Source organism: Acinetobacter sp. 1424608, from assembly GCF_000588255.1.
Lineage (GTDB): Bacteria > Pseudomonadota > Gammaproteobacteria > Pseudomonadales > Moraxellaceae > Acinetobacter > Acinetobacter nosocomialis.
In genome coordinates this window covers 365,749-379,726 of the sequence record NZ_JFXL01000001.1, presented here as the reverse complement: position 1 = coordinate 379,726, position 13,978 = coordinate 365,749, and the positions used below count along the sequence as shown (strand labels likewise).

Below are 13,978 nucleotides of genomic sequence, written 5' to 3'. Positions count from 1 at the left end.
ATGCACTTCAGCACAAGGTCAAAATCCAGTAAGGCTAATATTCTTTAGCCTTACTGGATGATAAACTTTAGCTTATTAAAGAACGTATTACAGAGAAGTATAAGATTGCTGCAATAATTACTAGCACAAGTAACATGGCAAAAATACTTAATCCTTCTTCAGCATCAGCTGGATGCAATTCATCTTCATCTGCAATTTTTCTAAGTTCACCATCATAAACCTGATAGAACCAAGCTTTTTGATTAGGATCCAATTGGCGAGCATAGTCAAAAACCCGTTTACGTTGCGCCAAACAATAATCACCTAAATGTATTTCTTGATGGAAAATTGCTTCGTCTAATAATTTACGATGGTAATGAGCAAGCTCTATGATTTGCTCCTCTTTAGGAGGAGTATCAAAAACAAAGCCATCGATAGTATTTGTCATAGCTATTCTCCTTGTCTTTTATTCTCATATTGATTTTACTCAAAATTATTTGTGAATAATGTTTAATCATGTATCCTAATAGTGAACCAACTAATGCTGAACAATAGTTGACAAATCCATTAATTTGTAATATTAGTTTAACAATTCTAAGTTACATTAGTTCAAAGGCAGTGGCCTTTAGAAAAAGTAATCATAATTAAAATAAGGAGTTTTATATGATTCAACGTATCTCTCATCATGATTTAGAACATGTATACGCAACTGCAGTTAACACAATTCACTCTCAAATGAATTTCCAAGATGCTGTTGCGCAGTTAGAAGAAGTTGCGCGTGCTGGTCACGGCAAAGCTGCCCTATTCTTAGCAGAGCTATATTATCAAGGTTTCCGTGTAGAACGTGATTCCATGAAAGCACAATATTGGCAGAAACTAGCCACCATGCAAGCATAAAGAGACGTCACTTAGGTGGCGTTTTTTTTATACCTGTAAAAAGTTCAATATAAATTAACCATAACTATGTTCATCTTGCGCTTCGCCAAAGCTTTAGTCGCTTTGTCTTGCTCAGGTGGCGTTTTTTTATACCTGTAAAAAGTTCAATATAAATTAACCATAACTATGTTCATCTTGCGCTTCGCCAAAGCTTTAGTCGCTTTGTCTTGCTCAGGTGGCGTTTTTTTATACCTGTAAAAAGTTCAATATAAATTAACCATAACTATGTTCATCTTGCGCTTCGCCAAAGCTTTAGTCGCTTTGTCTTGCTCAGGTGGCGTTTTTTTATACCTGTAAAAAGTTCAATATAAATTAACCATAACTATGTTCATCTTGCGCTTCGCCAAAGCTTTAGTCGCTTTGTCTTGCTCAGGTGGCGTTTTTTTATATCTGAAAAAACTAAAGTTATTATTTTTTTCTGCAACCCTACTTCACTATTCTTAGTCATAACACAGCATTATTTTTTAGTATTGATTTATATAGATATTTCAAGTCATCAATATTTGTTTACGATTTGACACCTGTTTAAACTGAAATGTCATGTGGTTTTCTTATAATAAGCAAGACAAGTTGAAAACCTTTAAATTTAAAATGAACAGTTTAAGTAATCTACAACCGGTTTCTAAAGACTTGATGATCAAGATTTATATTTTAAGAACCATGATGTATTGTGGAGTTCTTTGGGGACTATTTGATGAAGGCTGGGCCATTAAATCAGATCAGGAAGATTTTATTTTTCCTTTTTGGTTAAATGGAGTGCAAGCACATCGATATGCCAAAACTCATTGGCCTAATTACAAGCCAAGAAAAATTACCCCAAAAGACTTTCATGAATCTTTATTACCTACTTTAACACGGTTAAAAGTTACCCCTGCATTATTTAACTCATCTCATCGTAAGTTGAAGTTATCTACTCAACAAATGCATCATTTCTTTTTTAATCATCCAAAATGGCAGGTAGCTTAAAGTTTTTAAGCTACCAAATTTAGAGTGCTTAAGCGTAAAACTAATATTTGAATGACTCGTAAGTCTTTGCTTTTTTCAAAAATCGAGCTAATTTAAATCAAAATGATAAAACAACAGGACAGAAGAAATGACTATCGTTGCACAAGTAATAAAAAACAAATCTGAAAAAGCCATTTTTACAATTTCACCCGAAGCGACTGTCCTCGAAGCAATTACGATTATGGCGGAAAAAGGTATTGGTGCTTTAGTCGTAGCAGAAGGTGAAAAAGTTGTTGGAATATTATCTGAACGCGATTACACACGAAAAGTAACGCTTATGGAGCGTTCGTCTTATAGCACCACAGTTGCTGAAATTATGACGGCAAAAGTAATTACCGTAGGTTTAAACAATACAGTTGAAGAATGTTTACAACTCATGACTGATCGTCATTTACGACACTTACCTGTATTAGATAATGAAAAATTAGTTGGTTTTATTTCAATTGGTGACTTAGTTAAAGCAGCTATGGAAGATCAGAAAGTTTTAATTGAACAATTAAAGCAATATATTTCAGGCTAAATACAAAAATAAAAATGGGCGATTAACGCCCATTTTTATTGTCTTTAAAACTTAAAGATAATTCGTAATTAAAGCAACTAAACGCTCTAGCAAAATATCAGCTTGAGCTTGTGTCAAGTTAATTGGAGGTAATAAACGAACCACCGAACCTGCCGTAACGTTAATAATAAGTTTGTATTCATCACGAGCAATCGCAACAAGTTCAGCACAATCTTTAGGTAGTTGAATACCGATCATCATACCGAAACCACGTACTTGCACATTCTTATCCGACAATTGGGCACGTAATTGATCAACAATATAATTACCTACTACTGCTGCATTCTCTACCGCATTTTCCTTCTGGATTGTGTCAATTACCGTGTAAACCACACGAGAACCCAATACTGTACCGCCATAAGTAGAACCATGACTGCCTGGCCCTAACAAACCTACAGCCTTACCTTGAGTCATTACAGCACCTACAGGGAAACCATTACCCAATCCTTTTGCTGTAGTTAAAACATCCGGAATAATATTTGTATGTTGATACGCAAAGTATTTACCGGTACGGCCATTACCAGTTTGGATTTCATCTAGCATCATCAACCAGTTATGCTGATTACAAATTTGGCGAACTTCTTCTAAATAGCTAAATCCTTGAGGCGCAGTATTAATACCACCTTCACCTTGTATTGGTTCAATTAAAATAGCGACGATATCTGGATGCTGTAAGGCTGCCTCTTGAATGGCTTCAATGTCACCAAATGGGACTCGAATAAAGCCTTCCACCAAAGGTGCAAAACCGTCTTGTACTTTCTTGTTACCAGTTGCAGAAAGTGTCGCCAAAGTACGACCATGAAATGATTGTTCAGCCACAATAATCTTTGGCAAGCTTATACCTTGTTGAGTACCAAATTTACGAGCAATTTTAATCGCTCCTTCGTTTGACTCGGCACCACTGTTTGAAAAGAAAATTTCTTCCATACCTGAAACCTCAGCAAGCTTTTGCGCCGCAGCAGTTTGCCAAGGAATTTCAAATAAATTGCTCGTATGCACGAGAGTAGCTGCTTGTTCTGCAATTGCCTCGGCAATAGCTGGGTGAGCATGTCCTAGTCCACATACAGCAATACCAGTAAGCGCATCTAAATATTCTGTACCATCTTGTGTATAAAGATATGCCCCTCGACCTCGGACAAAACTGATCGCTTGGCGACCATAAGTAGCCATTAAGTGTGTTGGTTGATCAGGTTGTACTGGAGCTAGGGTAATATCAGTCATCACGAACTCTGTCTGTATGAGGTTTTAAGAAGGGTTTATATAAACAAAAACTTGCACTGATGAAAAGTCTCATCCTTCATTTATCTAAAATTTCGTCTGCTTTTTACTATCACTTCGGTTTATACAATAAAATATTGAATATTCTGTGCAACTTTAAGCAACAAGGCGGTTTGCAAAGCGATGTGAACACCCCCTATAATGCTGCAAGATTAGTTGAGGATCTATTTATGACTGAACAAGCACGTGATACTGAAGCGTTAATTCGCGATCAAATTGCGAAGCATCCCGTTTTACTTTACATGAAAGGCACTCCACAGTTTCCACAATGTGGTTTCTCTGCACGTGCAGTAGAGGCGCTCAGTCAAATTGGTCGTCCATTTGCATATGTGAACATCTTAGAAAACCCTGATATTCGTGCAACTTTACCAAAAATTGCAAACTGGCCTACTTTCCCACAATTATGGGTAAACGGCGAGCTTATTGGTGGTAGCGATATCATGCTTGAAATGTTCCAAAATGGCGAATTAAAACCATTAATCGAACAATACAGCGCAGCTCCAGAAGCTTAATAATAAAAAAGCCAATCGAAAGATTGGCTTTTTTATACTTATAAATTTAACAATCACTTATACCGATATAACGAAATAGTCCATCAACACCAAGATCTGCTTTTAAAATAGTTAAATTTTTATACGGTGTGGTAGTTATCGCTTCAAAAATATTCATGTTCGGATCTTCATGCAACTCATCTACATTTTGATTCATAACTTCTTCAAAACGATCAGCTACAAATTCAAAGCCTAAATCCATTGCAATAAACAATGTATGTTCACAAGGTTGGACGTACTGCTCTTGTGTCCAATCAATAACTGAAAGCTTACAGATTGGGCAAAGGATATTAGCCGATGCATTTTCTAATTCAACTAACTGGTAAGACATACTTTTAAAAAACCGAGAAAAATCTATTTTATGAAAAATAATATGTAAACGCTATATTTGTTTTAAGCTTCATCAAATAAATTACAAAAGCATTTCAATGTAATTACATTAAAATTTCAAATTATTTAATTCCCTTTGCTCACTCGTATTTATCGGCTTTTTACAAAAAATTAAAATCAAACTTTATCGTTGCAAAACTAATAATGTAAAATCTTTAGTGTTGCATAAATAGGATATTTTAATGCTCACAGATCTTGATGATTTTTATTGTTTTGCCCTTGTTGTTGAGCATGGTGGATTTAGTGCTGCCGAACGTGTTACGGACATTCCAAAATCAAAATTAAGTCGTCGTGTTTATAATTTAGAGGAAAATTTAGGGGTTCGCTTAATTCAGCGCAGTTCTCGTCATTTTGCTGTTACCGATATCGGGATGGATATCTATAGACACGCACAAGTTATGATGAATGCTGCTCAAGCAGCCCATGATTTAGTTGATCACTTAAGTATTCAACCAAGAGGCGTAGTCAAAGTAAGCGTTCCTGTAGACATTGCACAAAACCAGCTACCTAAAATTTTACCGGCATTCTTAAAAAAATATCCCGAAATTCGTTTACAACTTATTGTAAGCAACCGTCGCGTTGATGTGATTAATGAAGGTATTGATGTAGCTCTACGTGTCAGATCTAAATTAGATGATGACCCTAGCCTAGTACTTAGACAGTTTGCGCTCATAGAACAAAGTTTATTCGCAAGCCAAGCTTACTTAAATGAGTTTGGTAATATTAAGTCACCTGATGAGTTAAGCGATCATCGTATTTTAAGCTTGTCCGAAGAGCATTTAGATCAACAATTTATTTTACATGGTCCAGATAGCCAACTGAAAAAAGTGAAAGTTAGCCCCACTGTAATGGGAACAAATCTTTATATGCTTGCCCAACTTGCAAGTCAGAATTGTGGTATTGCCTTATTGCCAGAAACAGCAGCTGAAGATTTTGTAAAATCGGGTCAGCTTGTACAAATCTTACCGGACTGGAAAGCAGCTCACGGTATATTCCACGCTGTTTATCCATCTCGTAGAGGACTACTTCCAGCAGTGCGTGTATTTATTGATTATCTTGTGGAACATCTCTCAGAGCATTAATAAATTAAGCTCCATAAAAAAGTTCGATGATATATCGAACTTTTTATTTTATAACGATTAAATTTTTGGATAATTTCCTACCCCTTCTGGCCAAGGTGTAAGTAGCTCAAAACCTGTATCTGTAACTGCAACCATATGTTCCCATTGAGCAGATAAAGAAAGATCTTGAGTAATGACGGTCCAACCATCATTTAATTCTTTAACTTGAGGTTTACCTGCATTCACCATAGGTTCAATTGTAAAGACCATACCTTTCTTTAGAACCAAACCTTGTCCACGTTGTCCATAATGCAGAATATTAGGCTGCTCATGGTAAACTTTACCAATGCCATGCCCACAATACTCTCGAACAATGCTATAACCCTCGCGATGAGCAACTGATTGAATAGCGTAACCAATATCACCTAAAGTAGCGCCAGGTTTAACTGCATGAATACCAGCAACCATTGCCTCATAAGTTGTTTCAACCAACTTTTTCGCATGTGGATTTACGTTTCCAACGTAGTACATACGGCTCGTATCGCCAAAGTAGCCATCTTTGATAATCGCTACATCAATATTAATAATATCGCCATCTTTTAAAACTTTATTTGGAGATGGAATACCATGACACACTACTTCATTGACTGAAGTACATATTGTTTTTGTGAAACCGTGATAACCAACATTGGCTGGTATGACCTTTAAAGTATTTACGATGTAATCATTGCAAATATTGTCTAAATACTCAGTTGTTACGCCTGGCTTAACGTACTTCCCTATCATTTCTAAAACTTGTGCAGCCAAACGCCCAGAAATTCTTAATTTTTCCAGATCTTGTTCTGTTTTAATTGTAACAGTAGAAGCTCTCATTCAATTTTATCCTCGTAGGCACTGTTTTGATCACACCTACAAAAATGTTAGTTAATTTATAGTATTTTAGAATGGATATATGATAGGCGCAAAGCTTTAAATGCCCAAATATTCAACATTCATAATAGTATTTTATATTTTTATTTTTACATAATTTTTTTAAAAAATCAGAGTTAAAAACTATTTTCTCTATTTCTTTCAAAGGTTTTTCAAATAGATAACTTAACCAGTTGATATTTTTCATATCTCTGACTGATTAAGAAAACTTGAAAAATCTCTTTTTCACATAAAATAGCGCTTGATCATGCTCTCTTTTACTCTAAAATTCTTTCTTTTTTGTTAAATTTAATTTATGCAACAACTTCGTACTGGAGATATTATTGCCTTAGGTTTTATGACCTTTGCCCTCTTTATTGGGGCAGGTAATATTATCTTTCCTCCCATTGTCGCACAGCAAGCTGGTGATCATGTATGGTTAGCGGCCATAGGCTTTTTGATTACTGCTGTTGGCTTACCCGTAATTACGATTATGGCACTCTCTCGCATGCAGGGTTCCATTGAAATCATTAGTTCACCTTTAGGCCGTATCGCAAGTCTGATTTTAACAGTAGTCTGTTATTTATCAGTTGGTCCTTTATTTGCTACACCACGAACTGCAACAGTTTCTTATGAAATTGGTTTTTCCTCTTATTTTGGAACATCAAGCAGTAGTCTTTTAATTTATAGCGCAATCTATTTTACATTTGTTACTTTAGTTTCGTTATACCCAAACAAGCTTTTAGATACAGTTGGACATGTTCTAGCACCTCTAAAAATTATCGCTTTAGCAATTTTAGGTATTGCAGCGGTTATGATTCCTGCGGGCTACGTTCCTGCTCCAATTAATCATTACGTTAACTCTCCTGTTTCGGAAGGTTTCGTAAATGGTTATCTTACTATGGACACTTTAGGTGCCTTAGTATTTGGTATCGTTATTATTCAAGCAATTTATTCGCGTGGTGTTACAGATAAAAAGCTAGTCACCAAATATGCAATTATTGCTAGCCTTATTTCAGGTGTTGGTCTTACTTTAGTGTACTTAAGCTTATTTAAATTAGGTTTAGGTAGTCACGAAGTTGCTCCAAATGCCGCAAATGGTGCTGTAATTCTGCATGCCTATGTTCAACATGCTTTTGGAAATATGGGTTCATTATTCCTAACTGGACTTATTTTCTTAGCGTGTATGGTAACTGCAATTGGTTTAACTTGTGCGTGTGGTGAATATTTTGCTCAACTCACCAAGTTACCTTATAAGCTTTTAGTATTTATCTTAGTTGGTTTCTCTTTCATTATTTCTAATCTTGGATTGACCAAACTCATTGCTGTATCAGTACCGGTTTTAAGTGCAATTTATCCACCAGCTATTGTGGTTATTATGCTCAGTTTCTTCTGGAAATTTTGGCATAAACCATCTTTTATTGTTGGTTCAGTAACAAGTATTGCTTTAATTTTCGGAATTATCGATGGGCTTAAGGTTGCTGGTTTTGGAGATAATCTTCCTACGTTCCTTCAACATTTACCATTAAATGAACAAAATTTAGCATGGTTGATCCCATCTCTAGTTGTTCTTGCGGTAACTACCCTTATCGACAAAGTTAAACATAAAAGCATTTAATCTGGTGTTTTTTTGAAATCGAGTTTTACCCAAACATGATTTTATATATTGAATAAAATGCTGCGTTTACCCAACCAGCATTTTATTTCCAACACTAGTATTTAATGACAATTCAACTATAGATATAATTAATTTTTGCTGTAATATTACATTAAAATAATTTTTAGCTTACTCAGGAAAGAAGAGCATAAATGAAAAGTAAATATTATCTAACATTAGCTGATGCAGAGTTTTTAATGGAAGAAGCTCAAAAATATGCAATCGAACACAACTTCAAAGTCAGTATAGCTATTGTTGATGAAACAAGCTCTTTATTACTCATGAAACGCCTAGATGGCGCCTCTCCTCTCAGTACACATATATGCCTAGAAAAGGCTAAATGCTCATCAATGAGTGGCCGTCCTTCAAAATTTTACGAAGAGCTTCTTCAAAATGGCCGTCTTGGTTTCTTAAGTCTACCAAGTGCTAAAGGTATGCTAGAAGGCGGAAAAGCGATTATTTATGAAGGCCAGATTTTAGGCGCAATTGGTGTTTCTGGTGTCCAATCTTTTGAAGATGCTGAAATTGCACAACACGCAATTGATGTCTTCTTAAAGAAACAAAGCAACTAAAGTAAATTGAGAGAAAAGAGAAATTATTACACTTTTCACCTAAAAATTTCTCTTTTCTAAAATATTAATTATTTTATACAAAAATATTTAATATTTACCTTTTTTATACCTTAACTATTTATAAATATAGAAGTTTTCATAAAACTGTTCAAAAATTTTTCAATTGACTATTGAATTAAGCTAAAAATACAAGTACAACATTAAACTTATTCTTGACTAAAACATTCGGTTTTAGCGCAACCACAAGGAGGGATGGAGATGTTATCATTACATTTCAACAAACAAGTCTTCATTAACACTCTGAACAGTAAAGATTCAGTTGTTTATGGAGTAACAACACTTGCTCTTATGCTGACTCTACTGTTTCAAGGTATGATTAAAGGGAATCTGAAACCCGAATACTTTATGTATGCCATGGTTGTTTCTTTTGTATTTTGTGTATGGGCCTTTGTCGACCACAAAATGCGAAAATTAGCTAAAAGACGACTTAGTCAACAGAAATAAGAATTCAAAAATGGATGAGCAATCATCCATTTTTTATTTATTTAAAAATAGAAAAATCGTTCCCATTACCAAAATAGCAGTTGCCAGCAGCTCAGTAATAATTAAAGCAATCATCATAAATGTCATCAGCCATGTCGGCAAATTAACCTGCCCTAACCTATGCGGTTGTTTAAACTGATTGGTCGTATCCTGCAAAAACCCATGAATGATATAAACTAAAATTGAGAAACTAAAAAACAGTATATTTGCCAATACACACCATACAGCAATATCCTCATTTAAAACCGTGAAATAGCTCAATACAGCTAGAATGAGCGTAGCTGCTGCATAAAGCAAACTGCTTCTATGTGCAATATCTACATAATAATGTGCACGGCTTAATTCAGAACGGCGAATTTGCCAATATTTCCATACCCCGGTTAACATTCCTATCCATAAAAAGACACCACTAAAAACAATAGCCAACTGTACTGCTTTCGATAAATCCATCATTTCCTTTATTCGTTTTATTAAAATTTGATGAGTTATATAACATAAATCTTGACTTTGTAGTCACAATTTAATCAAGTACCTTTTCAGAACTCATGTACATTAAGATAAATGATTAGCCAATTAACTTTAAATCTATGGATAAGACTTTTGAATCTTTTTGGATTACCTGTAAAGATGGTTATCAGCTTGCAGCTCAATTTTATCCTGCTCAAAAAAAGAAAACTGAATATTCTATTCTCATTTGTCCAGCAACAGGTATAACTAAAAACTTTTATCACTCTTTCGCCGCATGGTTAAGCCAACAAGGCTACGATGTATTGAGTTTTGACTTTCGTGGTATTGGCGAGTCCCTACATGGCGCTTTAAAACAAAGTACCGCAAGTATTACCGACTGGGGAACACTTGATATTCCTGCTGCAATTGATGCTTTATTAATAAAAACGAAAGCAGATCAAGTTATTCTTATTGGACACAGTGCTGGCGGACAACTACTAGGAGTCGTACCTAACTATAATAAAGTCGCAAAAGTGATAACGGTTGCAGGTTCAACAGGACATATTAAAGGCCTTAAAGGAAAAACCAAGGTTTTAGCGCCAGTTATGTTTAATCTTATTTTCCCTATTTCTAGTCTTGTTAAAGGTTATGGAGCTACTCAATTCATTGGTATGGGAGAAAACCTACCTAAAAAAGTTGCTCAACAATGGCGAGAGTTTTGTAGCCGTCCCGGATATGTGAAAAATGCCATAGGCAAGACGATTTTTCATGATTTTCATTCAGATATTCAATGTCCCATTACGGCTATTTGGGCCGATGATGATGAAATTGCAACTAAACGTAATGTACAAGAATTATTAAGTTTATATCCAAATGCAAATAAAAAAATGATTGAACTTAGCCCAAAAGATTTAGGCTATAAAGCAATTGGCCATATGCTGCTATTTAAAAAATCACATCAAAAACTTTGGTCTATTTTAGAACAAGAAATTAATCATTAAACCCTGCTTTTATTTTCACCTCTAAGTCAGTAATCCGGCTTAGAGGTTTTTTTGTATTAAAAACGAGCAGCTTTTTACTTAAATGCGTCGATATACATTTAAAGTTCTGCTAAGGTAATTCATCTGAAGCTGTTGTCAAAAAACAGGTATTATTTACTTGTTTAATGCAAACAGCTTCTTTTTTTCTGTTTTAGCTAAAGCCAAAGAAATTGTTCAAGGATAATTATGCTAGCACTAGAGCCTCAACATATTCATATGAATCAACATGCTGTTGATAAAACACATGCATTAAAGTGTCTAGTAGATATATTAGAAAAAGATGGGTTAGTTACGCCTGAATATATAACAGGACTCATCAATCGTGAACAACAAAGCGCGACTTATTTAGGCCAAGGCATTGCTATTCCCCACGGTACTCCTCAATCACGCGAATATATTTTAAAAACAGGTATTCGCTTAGCCCATTTCCCCGAAGGTGTGATCTGGGATGGAGAAAATAAAATTTATTTAGCTGTCGTTATTGCAGCAAAATCTGATGAACATTTGCAAGTTTTGCAAATTCTTACTCGTGCATTAATGCATGACGTCAGCGAACAAGTAAAAAATGCTTCTAAACCTGAGCAGATTATTGAATTACTACAAGCTCAGCCATTATCTTTAGCACTTCATGAAAATCTTATTCAAACCGAAATCGATGCACAAGATATCGAAGATTTACTTTGGGCCGCCTCTCAAACACTAAAAAAACATAATTTTGTAAAATGTGGTTTTCTAAGTTCACTTGATCCAGAACAAGCCATTCAACTGCAAGATCAAATCTGGTCCATTTCTAGCAATCATTTTGTTCAGCAACCAGCTATTAGCATTACTAAACCATCACAGGCTTTAGAACTAAATGGTAAAAAGCTGAACACCCTCGTTTGTATAGCAGCCAATGACCAACTCGATAACGAAAGATTTAATCGTTTAATTGATATTTTATTTAACCCTGAGCAAGTTGCCGAGCTAGATAAAACTCAAACTCCAAATGAAATTGCAAAAATTATTGGGGCTGAAGTTGTTCCGGACTGGCCTCAACGCTCAGTTGTACTGGCAAATGCTCACGGCTTACATGCCCGACCAGCTACACACCTTGTTAATCTTACAAAAACTTTCCAAGGTGATATTCAAGTTGCTGTAGACGATGGTAGTTTTGTTTCTGCTAAAAGTTTAACTCGTCTTTTAGCCTTAGGTTGTAAACGTGGTCAAACTCTACGTTTTATCGCTGAGCCAGAAACCGATGCCGTAGAGGCTTTAGATCAAGTTATTTTGGCAGTGCAGCAAGGCTTAGGTGAAGAAGTTGAAGCGCTACCTGTAACCAGTGAAACACCTGACCAGCTCCCTGCTCAAACGGCAATATCCAATGCTACAACATTGGGTAACAATACGGGCATTGCAGCATCAAGTGGCTTAGCCTTTGGACCTGTCCATGTGATTAAACCAAAGATTTATCAATATGAACGTATGGGTTCAGGCGTAAAAGTCGAGAAAGAAAATTTAGATATTGCCCTACATGCAGTAAAAAACAATATTCACCAAGTTATAGCCAAAGCTGATGCTTCTGAAATTAAACAAATCTTTCGAGCTCACCTAGAAATGCTTGATGATCCTGATTTAATTAATGGTGTATATCAAAAAATTTATCAAAATTTATCAGCACCGGCTGCGTGGCATGAGCATATTGAAGCTGCTGCTAAAGCACAGGAAGCACTACCAGATCGTTTACTCGCTGAACGCGCAACAGACCTACGTGACATTGGTGATAGAGTTTTAACCCAATTATGTGGTGAAATGGTTATTGAAGAGCCTAAAGAGCCTTATATTCTAATCATGCATGATGTGGGGCCAAGTGATGTCGCTCGTCTCAACAAAGATCGAGTCGCAGGTATTCTCACTGCTATAGGTGGTGCAAGTGCGCATAGTGCAATTGTGGCACGTGCCTTAGGCATCCCCGCTATTGTTGGTGCTGGTGAACAAGTCCTAGAAATTGATCCGAAAAGTACTTTACTTATTAATGGTGATACGGGAACTTTTGTTTTAAATCCAGATGCTGCGCAAATCGAACAAGCCAAGCAAGAGCGTGAGCAACAGCGTCAAATTCGTGAAGAAGCTGAACGTCATAGCCACGAGCCAGCAATTACCTTAGATCAACACCAAATCGAAATTGCAGCCAATTTGGGTAAAGTTCAGGCGACAGCACAAGCAGTAGAATGTGGTGCAGAAGCGATTGGTCTGCTTAGAACCGAACTTGTTTTCATGTCTCATAGCAGTGCACCTAATGAAATTGTCCAAGAAGCTGACTACCGAGTGGTATTAGATGCACTTGCTGGCCGCCCACTTGTTGTACGAACATTAGACGTAGGTGGTGACAAACCCTTACCTTATCTACCAATTGCTGAGGAAGAAAATCCATTCCTAGGGTTAAGAGGAATTCGTTTAACCTTAAGACGTCCTGAGCTTTTAAGGCAGCAATTAACTGCTTTATTGAAAGCATCAGATAATCGCCCACTACGAATTATGTTCCCAATGATTGGACGTGTTGAAGAATGGCGCGCTGCAAAAGCGATTCTTGATGAAGTAAGAGCTCAACATCCATGTGATAATTTACAAGTTGGCATTATGATTGAAGTTCCGTCTGCTGCTCTACTTGCGCCAATTCTTGCACAAGAAGTCGACTTTTTCAGTATCGGAACAAATGACCTAACTCAATATACTTTAGCGATTGACCGAGGCCATCCAATACTCTCAGCTGAAGCAGATGGGTTACACCCAAGTATTCTGAACTTGATTGATCAAACTGTTAAAGCTGCCCACAAACACGGCAAATGGGTAGGAATCTGTGGTGAGCTTGCAGCAGACCCGAAAGCTGTACCTATTCTCATGGGATTAGGCGTAGATGAACTGAGTATGTCTCCAAATAGCATTCCTTTAGTAAAAGCTCAAATCCGTACGCTGAGCTATAGTCATGCTCAAAAACTTGCGCAACAAGCTTTACTATGCGATAGCGCCCCTGCTGTACGCCAGCTCTCTGAACAAGACTTATAAGATTGG

General features: G+C 36.2%; 15 protein-coding genes. 10 read left to right on the top strand and 5 right to left on the bottom strand.

Translation table 11 applies throughout. The annotated features are described in order from the left end of the window. Positions 1 to 67: 67 nt before the first annotated feature. Entirely contained in the window at positions 68 to 427 is a 360-nt protein-coding gene (locus J678_RS06520; protein ID WP_002050680.1) for a hypothetical protein, read from the bottom strand. 215 nt (positions 428 to 642) lie between these two features. Here J678_RS06520 and J678_RS06515 point away from each other — a divergent pair, with 215 nt between their 5' ends. From J678_RS06515 to J678_RS06505, 3 genes are all read left to right on the top strand, one after another. After that, positions 643 to 876, top strand: a complete 234-nt coding sequence (locus J678_RS06515) for a hypothetical protein (protein ID WP_002050673.1) — start codon at positions 643 to 645, stop codon at positions 874 to 876. Between the two features lie 630 nt (positions 877 to 1,506). Then, positions 1,507 to 1,881, top strand: a complete 375-nt coding sequence (locus tag J678_RS06510; RefSeq protein WP_001087274.1) for a DUF2750 domain-containing protein — start codon at positions 1,507 to 1,509, stop codon at positions 1,879 to 1,881. A 127-nt stretch (positions 1,882 to 2,008) separates the two neighbouring features. After that, positions 2,009 to 2,440, top strand: coding sequence for a CBS domain-containing protein (locus tag J678_RS06505; protein ID WP_031982732.1), 432 nt, complete (start codon positions 2,009 to 2,011; stop codon positions 2,438 to 2,440). 51 nt (positions 2,441 to 2,491) lie between these two features. Here J678_RS06505 and J678_RS06500 read toward each other — a convergent pair whose 3' ends face one another. Further along, positions 2,492 to 3,700 carry an aspartate aminotransferase family protein gene (locus J678_RS06500; protein WP_017394079.1) on the bottom strand — a complete coding sequence of 403 codons (1,209 nt, stop codon included), beginning with the start codon at positions 3,698 to 3,700 and terminating at the stop codon, positions 2,492 to 2,494. A 227-nt stretch (positions 3,701 to 3,927) separates the two neighbouring features. Between J678_RS06500 and grxD the strand changes: the two genes are divergently transcribed. After that, on the top strand, positions 3,928 to 4,269 hold the full coding sequence (grxD, locus tag J678_RS06495; protein ID WP_000138830.1) for a Grx4 family monothiol glutaredoxin: 342 nt from the start codon (positions 3,928 to 3,930) through the stop codon (positions 4,267 to 4,269). A gap of 46 nt (positions 4,270 to 4,315) precedes the next feature. Here the strand turns inward: grxD and J678_RS06490 are convergent, their stop codons facing one another. After that, complete coding sequence (locus tag J678_RS06490; protein ID WP_002050660.1) at positions 4,316 to 4,639, bottom strand: hypothetical protein; 324 nt, start codon at positions 4,637 to 4,639, stop codon at positions 4,316 to 4,318. Between the two features lie 241 nt (positions 4,640 to 4,880). Between J678_RS06490 and J678_RS06485 the strand changes: the two genes are divergently transcribed. Then, positions 4,881 to 5,780: a LysR family transcriptional regulator gene (locus J678_RS06485; protein WP_002050716.1), complete on the top strand. Its 900-nt coding sequence runs from the start codon at positions 4,881 to 4,883 to the stop codon at positions 5,778 to 5,780. A gap of 57 nt (positions 5,781 to 5,837) precedes the next feature. On the opposite strand, the gene map is transcribed toward J678_RS06485, so the two are convergent. Beyond that, the gene (gene map, locus J678_RS06480) at positions 5,838 to 6,632 is read right to left on the bottom strand and encodes a type I methionyl aminopeptidase (RefSeq protein WP_002050620.1); all 795 of its coding nucleotides are present in this window, start codon (positions 6,630 to 6,632) and stop codon (positions 5,838 to 5,840) included. Between the two features lie 352 nt (positions 6,633 to 6,984). Between map and brnQ the strand changes: the two genes are divergently transcribed. The 3 genes from brnQ to J678_RS0103870 all read left to right on the top strand — a co-directional run bounded on the left by brnQ (position 6,985) and on the right by J678_RS0103870 (position 9,401). Next, the gene (brnQ, locus tag J678_RS06475; protein ID WP_004708465.1) at positions 6,985 to 8,286 is read left to right on the top strand and encodes a branched-chain amino acid transport system II carrier protein; all 1,302 of its coding nucleotides are present in this window, start codon (positions 6,985 to 6,987) and stop codon (positions 8,284 to 8,286) included. 191 nt (positions 8,287 to 8,477) lie between these two features. Continuing rightward, positions 8,478 to 8,897 carry a GlcG/HbpS family heme-binding protein gene (locus tag J678_RS06470; RefSeq protein ID WP_002050687.1) on the top strand — a complete coding sequence of 140 codons (420 nt, stop codon included), beginning with the start codon at positions 8,478 to 8,480 and terminating at the stop codon, positions 8,895 to 8,897. A gap of 258 nt (positions 8,898 to 9,155) precedes the next feature. Continuing rightward, on the top strand, positions 9,156 to 9,401 hold the full coding sequence (locus tag J678_RS0103870) for a hypothetical protein (RefSeq protein WP_000949688.1): 246 nt from the start codon (positions 9,156 to 9,158) through the stop codon (positions 9,399 to 9,401). A gap of 33 nt (positions 9,402 to 9,434) precedes the next feature. Here the strand turns inward: J678_RS0103870 and J678_RS06465 are convergent, their stop codons facing one another. Next, a complete protein-coding gene (locus J678_RS06465) occupies positions 9,435 to 9,890 on the bottom strand; it encodes a hypothetical protein (RefSeq protein WP_004708460.1) in 456 nt (151 codons plus the stop codon). 137 nt (positions 9,891 to 10,027) lie between these two features. Here J678_RS06465 and J678_RS06460 point away from each other — a divergent pair, with 137 nt between their 5' ends. Both J678_RS06460 and ptsP read left to right on the top strand, forming a co-directional pair. Then, entirely contained in the window at positions 10,028 to 10,888 is an 861-nt protein-coding gene (locus tag J678_RS06460) for an alpha/beta fold hydrolase (protein WP_017394080.1), read from the top strand. 225 nt (positions 10,889 to 11,113) lie between these two features. Continuing rightward, positions 11,114 to 13,972 (top strand): phosphoenolpyruvate--protein phosphotransferase, encoded by a 2,859-nt coding sequence (gene ptsP, locus J678_RS06455; RefSeq protein WP_017394081.1) that lies wholly within the window; start codon positions 11,114 to 11,116, stop codon positions 13,970 to 13,972. The last annotated feature ends 6 nt before the right edge of the window (positions 13,973 to 13,978 follow it).

Coding starts and splice junctions, on each gene's coding strand:
- J678_RS06470 (WP_002050687.1), top strand. CDS start 8,478: ATGAAAAGTAAATATTATCTAACATTAGCTGATGCAGAGTTTTTAATG.
- ptsP (WP_017394081.1), top strand. CDS start 11,114: ATGCTAGCACTAGAGCCTCAACATATTCATATGAATCAACATGCTGTT.
- J678_RS0103870 (WP_000949688.1), top strand. CDS start 9,156: ATGTTATCATTACATTTCAACAAACAAGTCTTCATTAACACTCTGAAC.
- J678_RS06485 (WP_002050716.1), top strand. CDS start 4,881: ATGCTCACAGATCTTGATGATTTTTATTGTTTTGCCCTTGTTGTTGAG.
- J678_RS06515 (WP_002050673.1), top strand. CDS start 643: ATGATTCAACGTATCTCTCATCATGATTTAGAACATGTATACGCAACT.
- J678_RS06510 (WP_001087274.1), top strand. CDS start 1,507: ATGAACAGTTTAAGTAATCTACAACCGGTTTCTAAAGACTTGATGATC.
- J678_RS06520 (WP_002050680.1), bottom strand. CDS start 427: ATGACAAATACTATCGATGGCTTTGTTTTTGATACTCCTCCTAAAGAG.
- J678_RS06460 (WP_017394080.1), top strand. CDS start 10,028: ATGGATAAGACTTTTGAATCTTTTTGGATTACCTGTAAAGATGGTTAT.
- J678_RS06500 (WP_017394079.1), bottom strand. CDS start 3,700: ATGACTGATATTACCCTAGCTCCAGTACAACCTGATCAACCAACACAC.
- grxD (WP_000138830.1), top strand. CDS start 3,928: ATGACTGAACAAGCACGTGATACTGAAGCGTTAATTCGCGATCAAATT.
- J678_RS06465 (WP_004708460.1), bottom strand. CDS start 9,890: ATGGATTTATCGAAAGCAGTACAGTTGGCTATTGTTTTTAGTGGTGTC.
- J678_RS06505 (WP_031982732.1), top strand. CDS start 2,009: ATGACTATCGTTGCACAAGTAATAAAAAACAAATCTGAAAAAGCCATT.
- brnQ (WP_004708465.1), top strand. CDS start 6,985: ATGCAACAACTTCGTACTGGAGATATTATTGCCTTAGGTTTTATGACC.
- map (WP_002050620.1), bottom strand. CDS start 6,632: ATGAGAGCTTCTACTGTTACAATTAAAACAGAACAAGATCTGGAAAAA.
- J678_RS06490 (WP_002050660.1), bottom strand. CDS start 4,639: ATGTCTTACCAGTTAGTTGAATTAGAAAATGCATCGGCTAATATCCTT.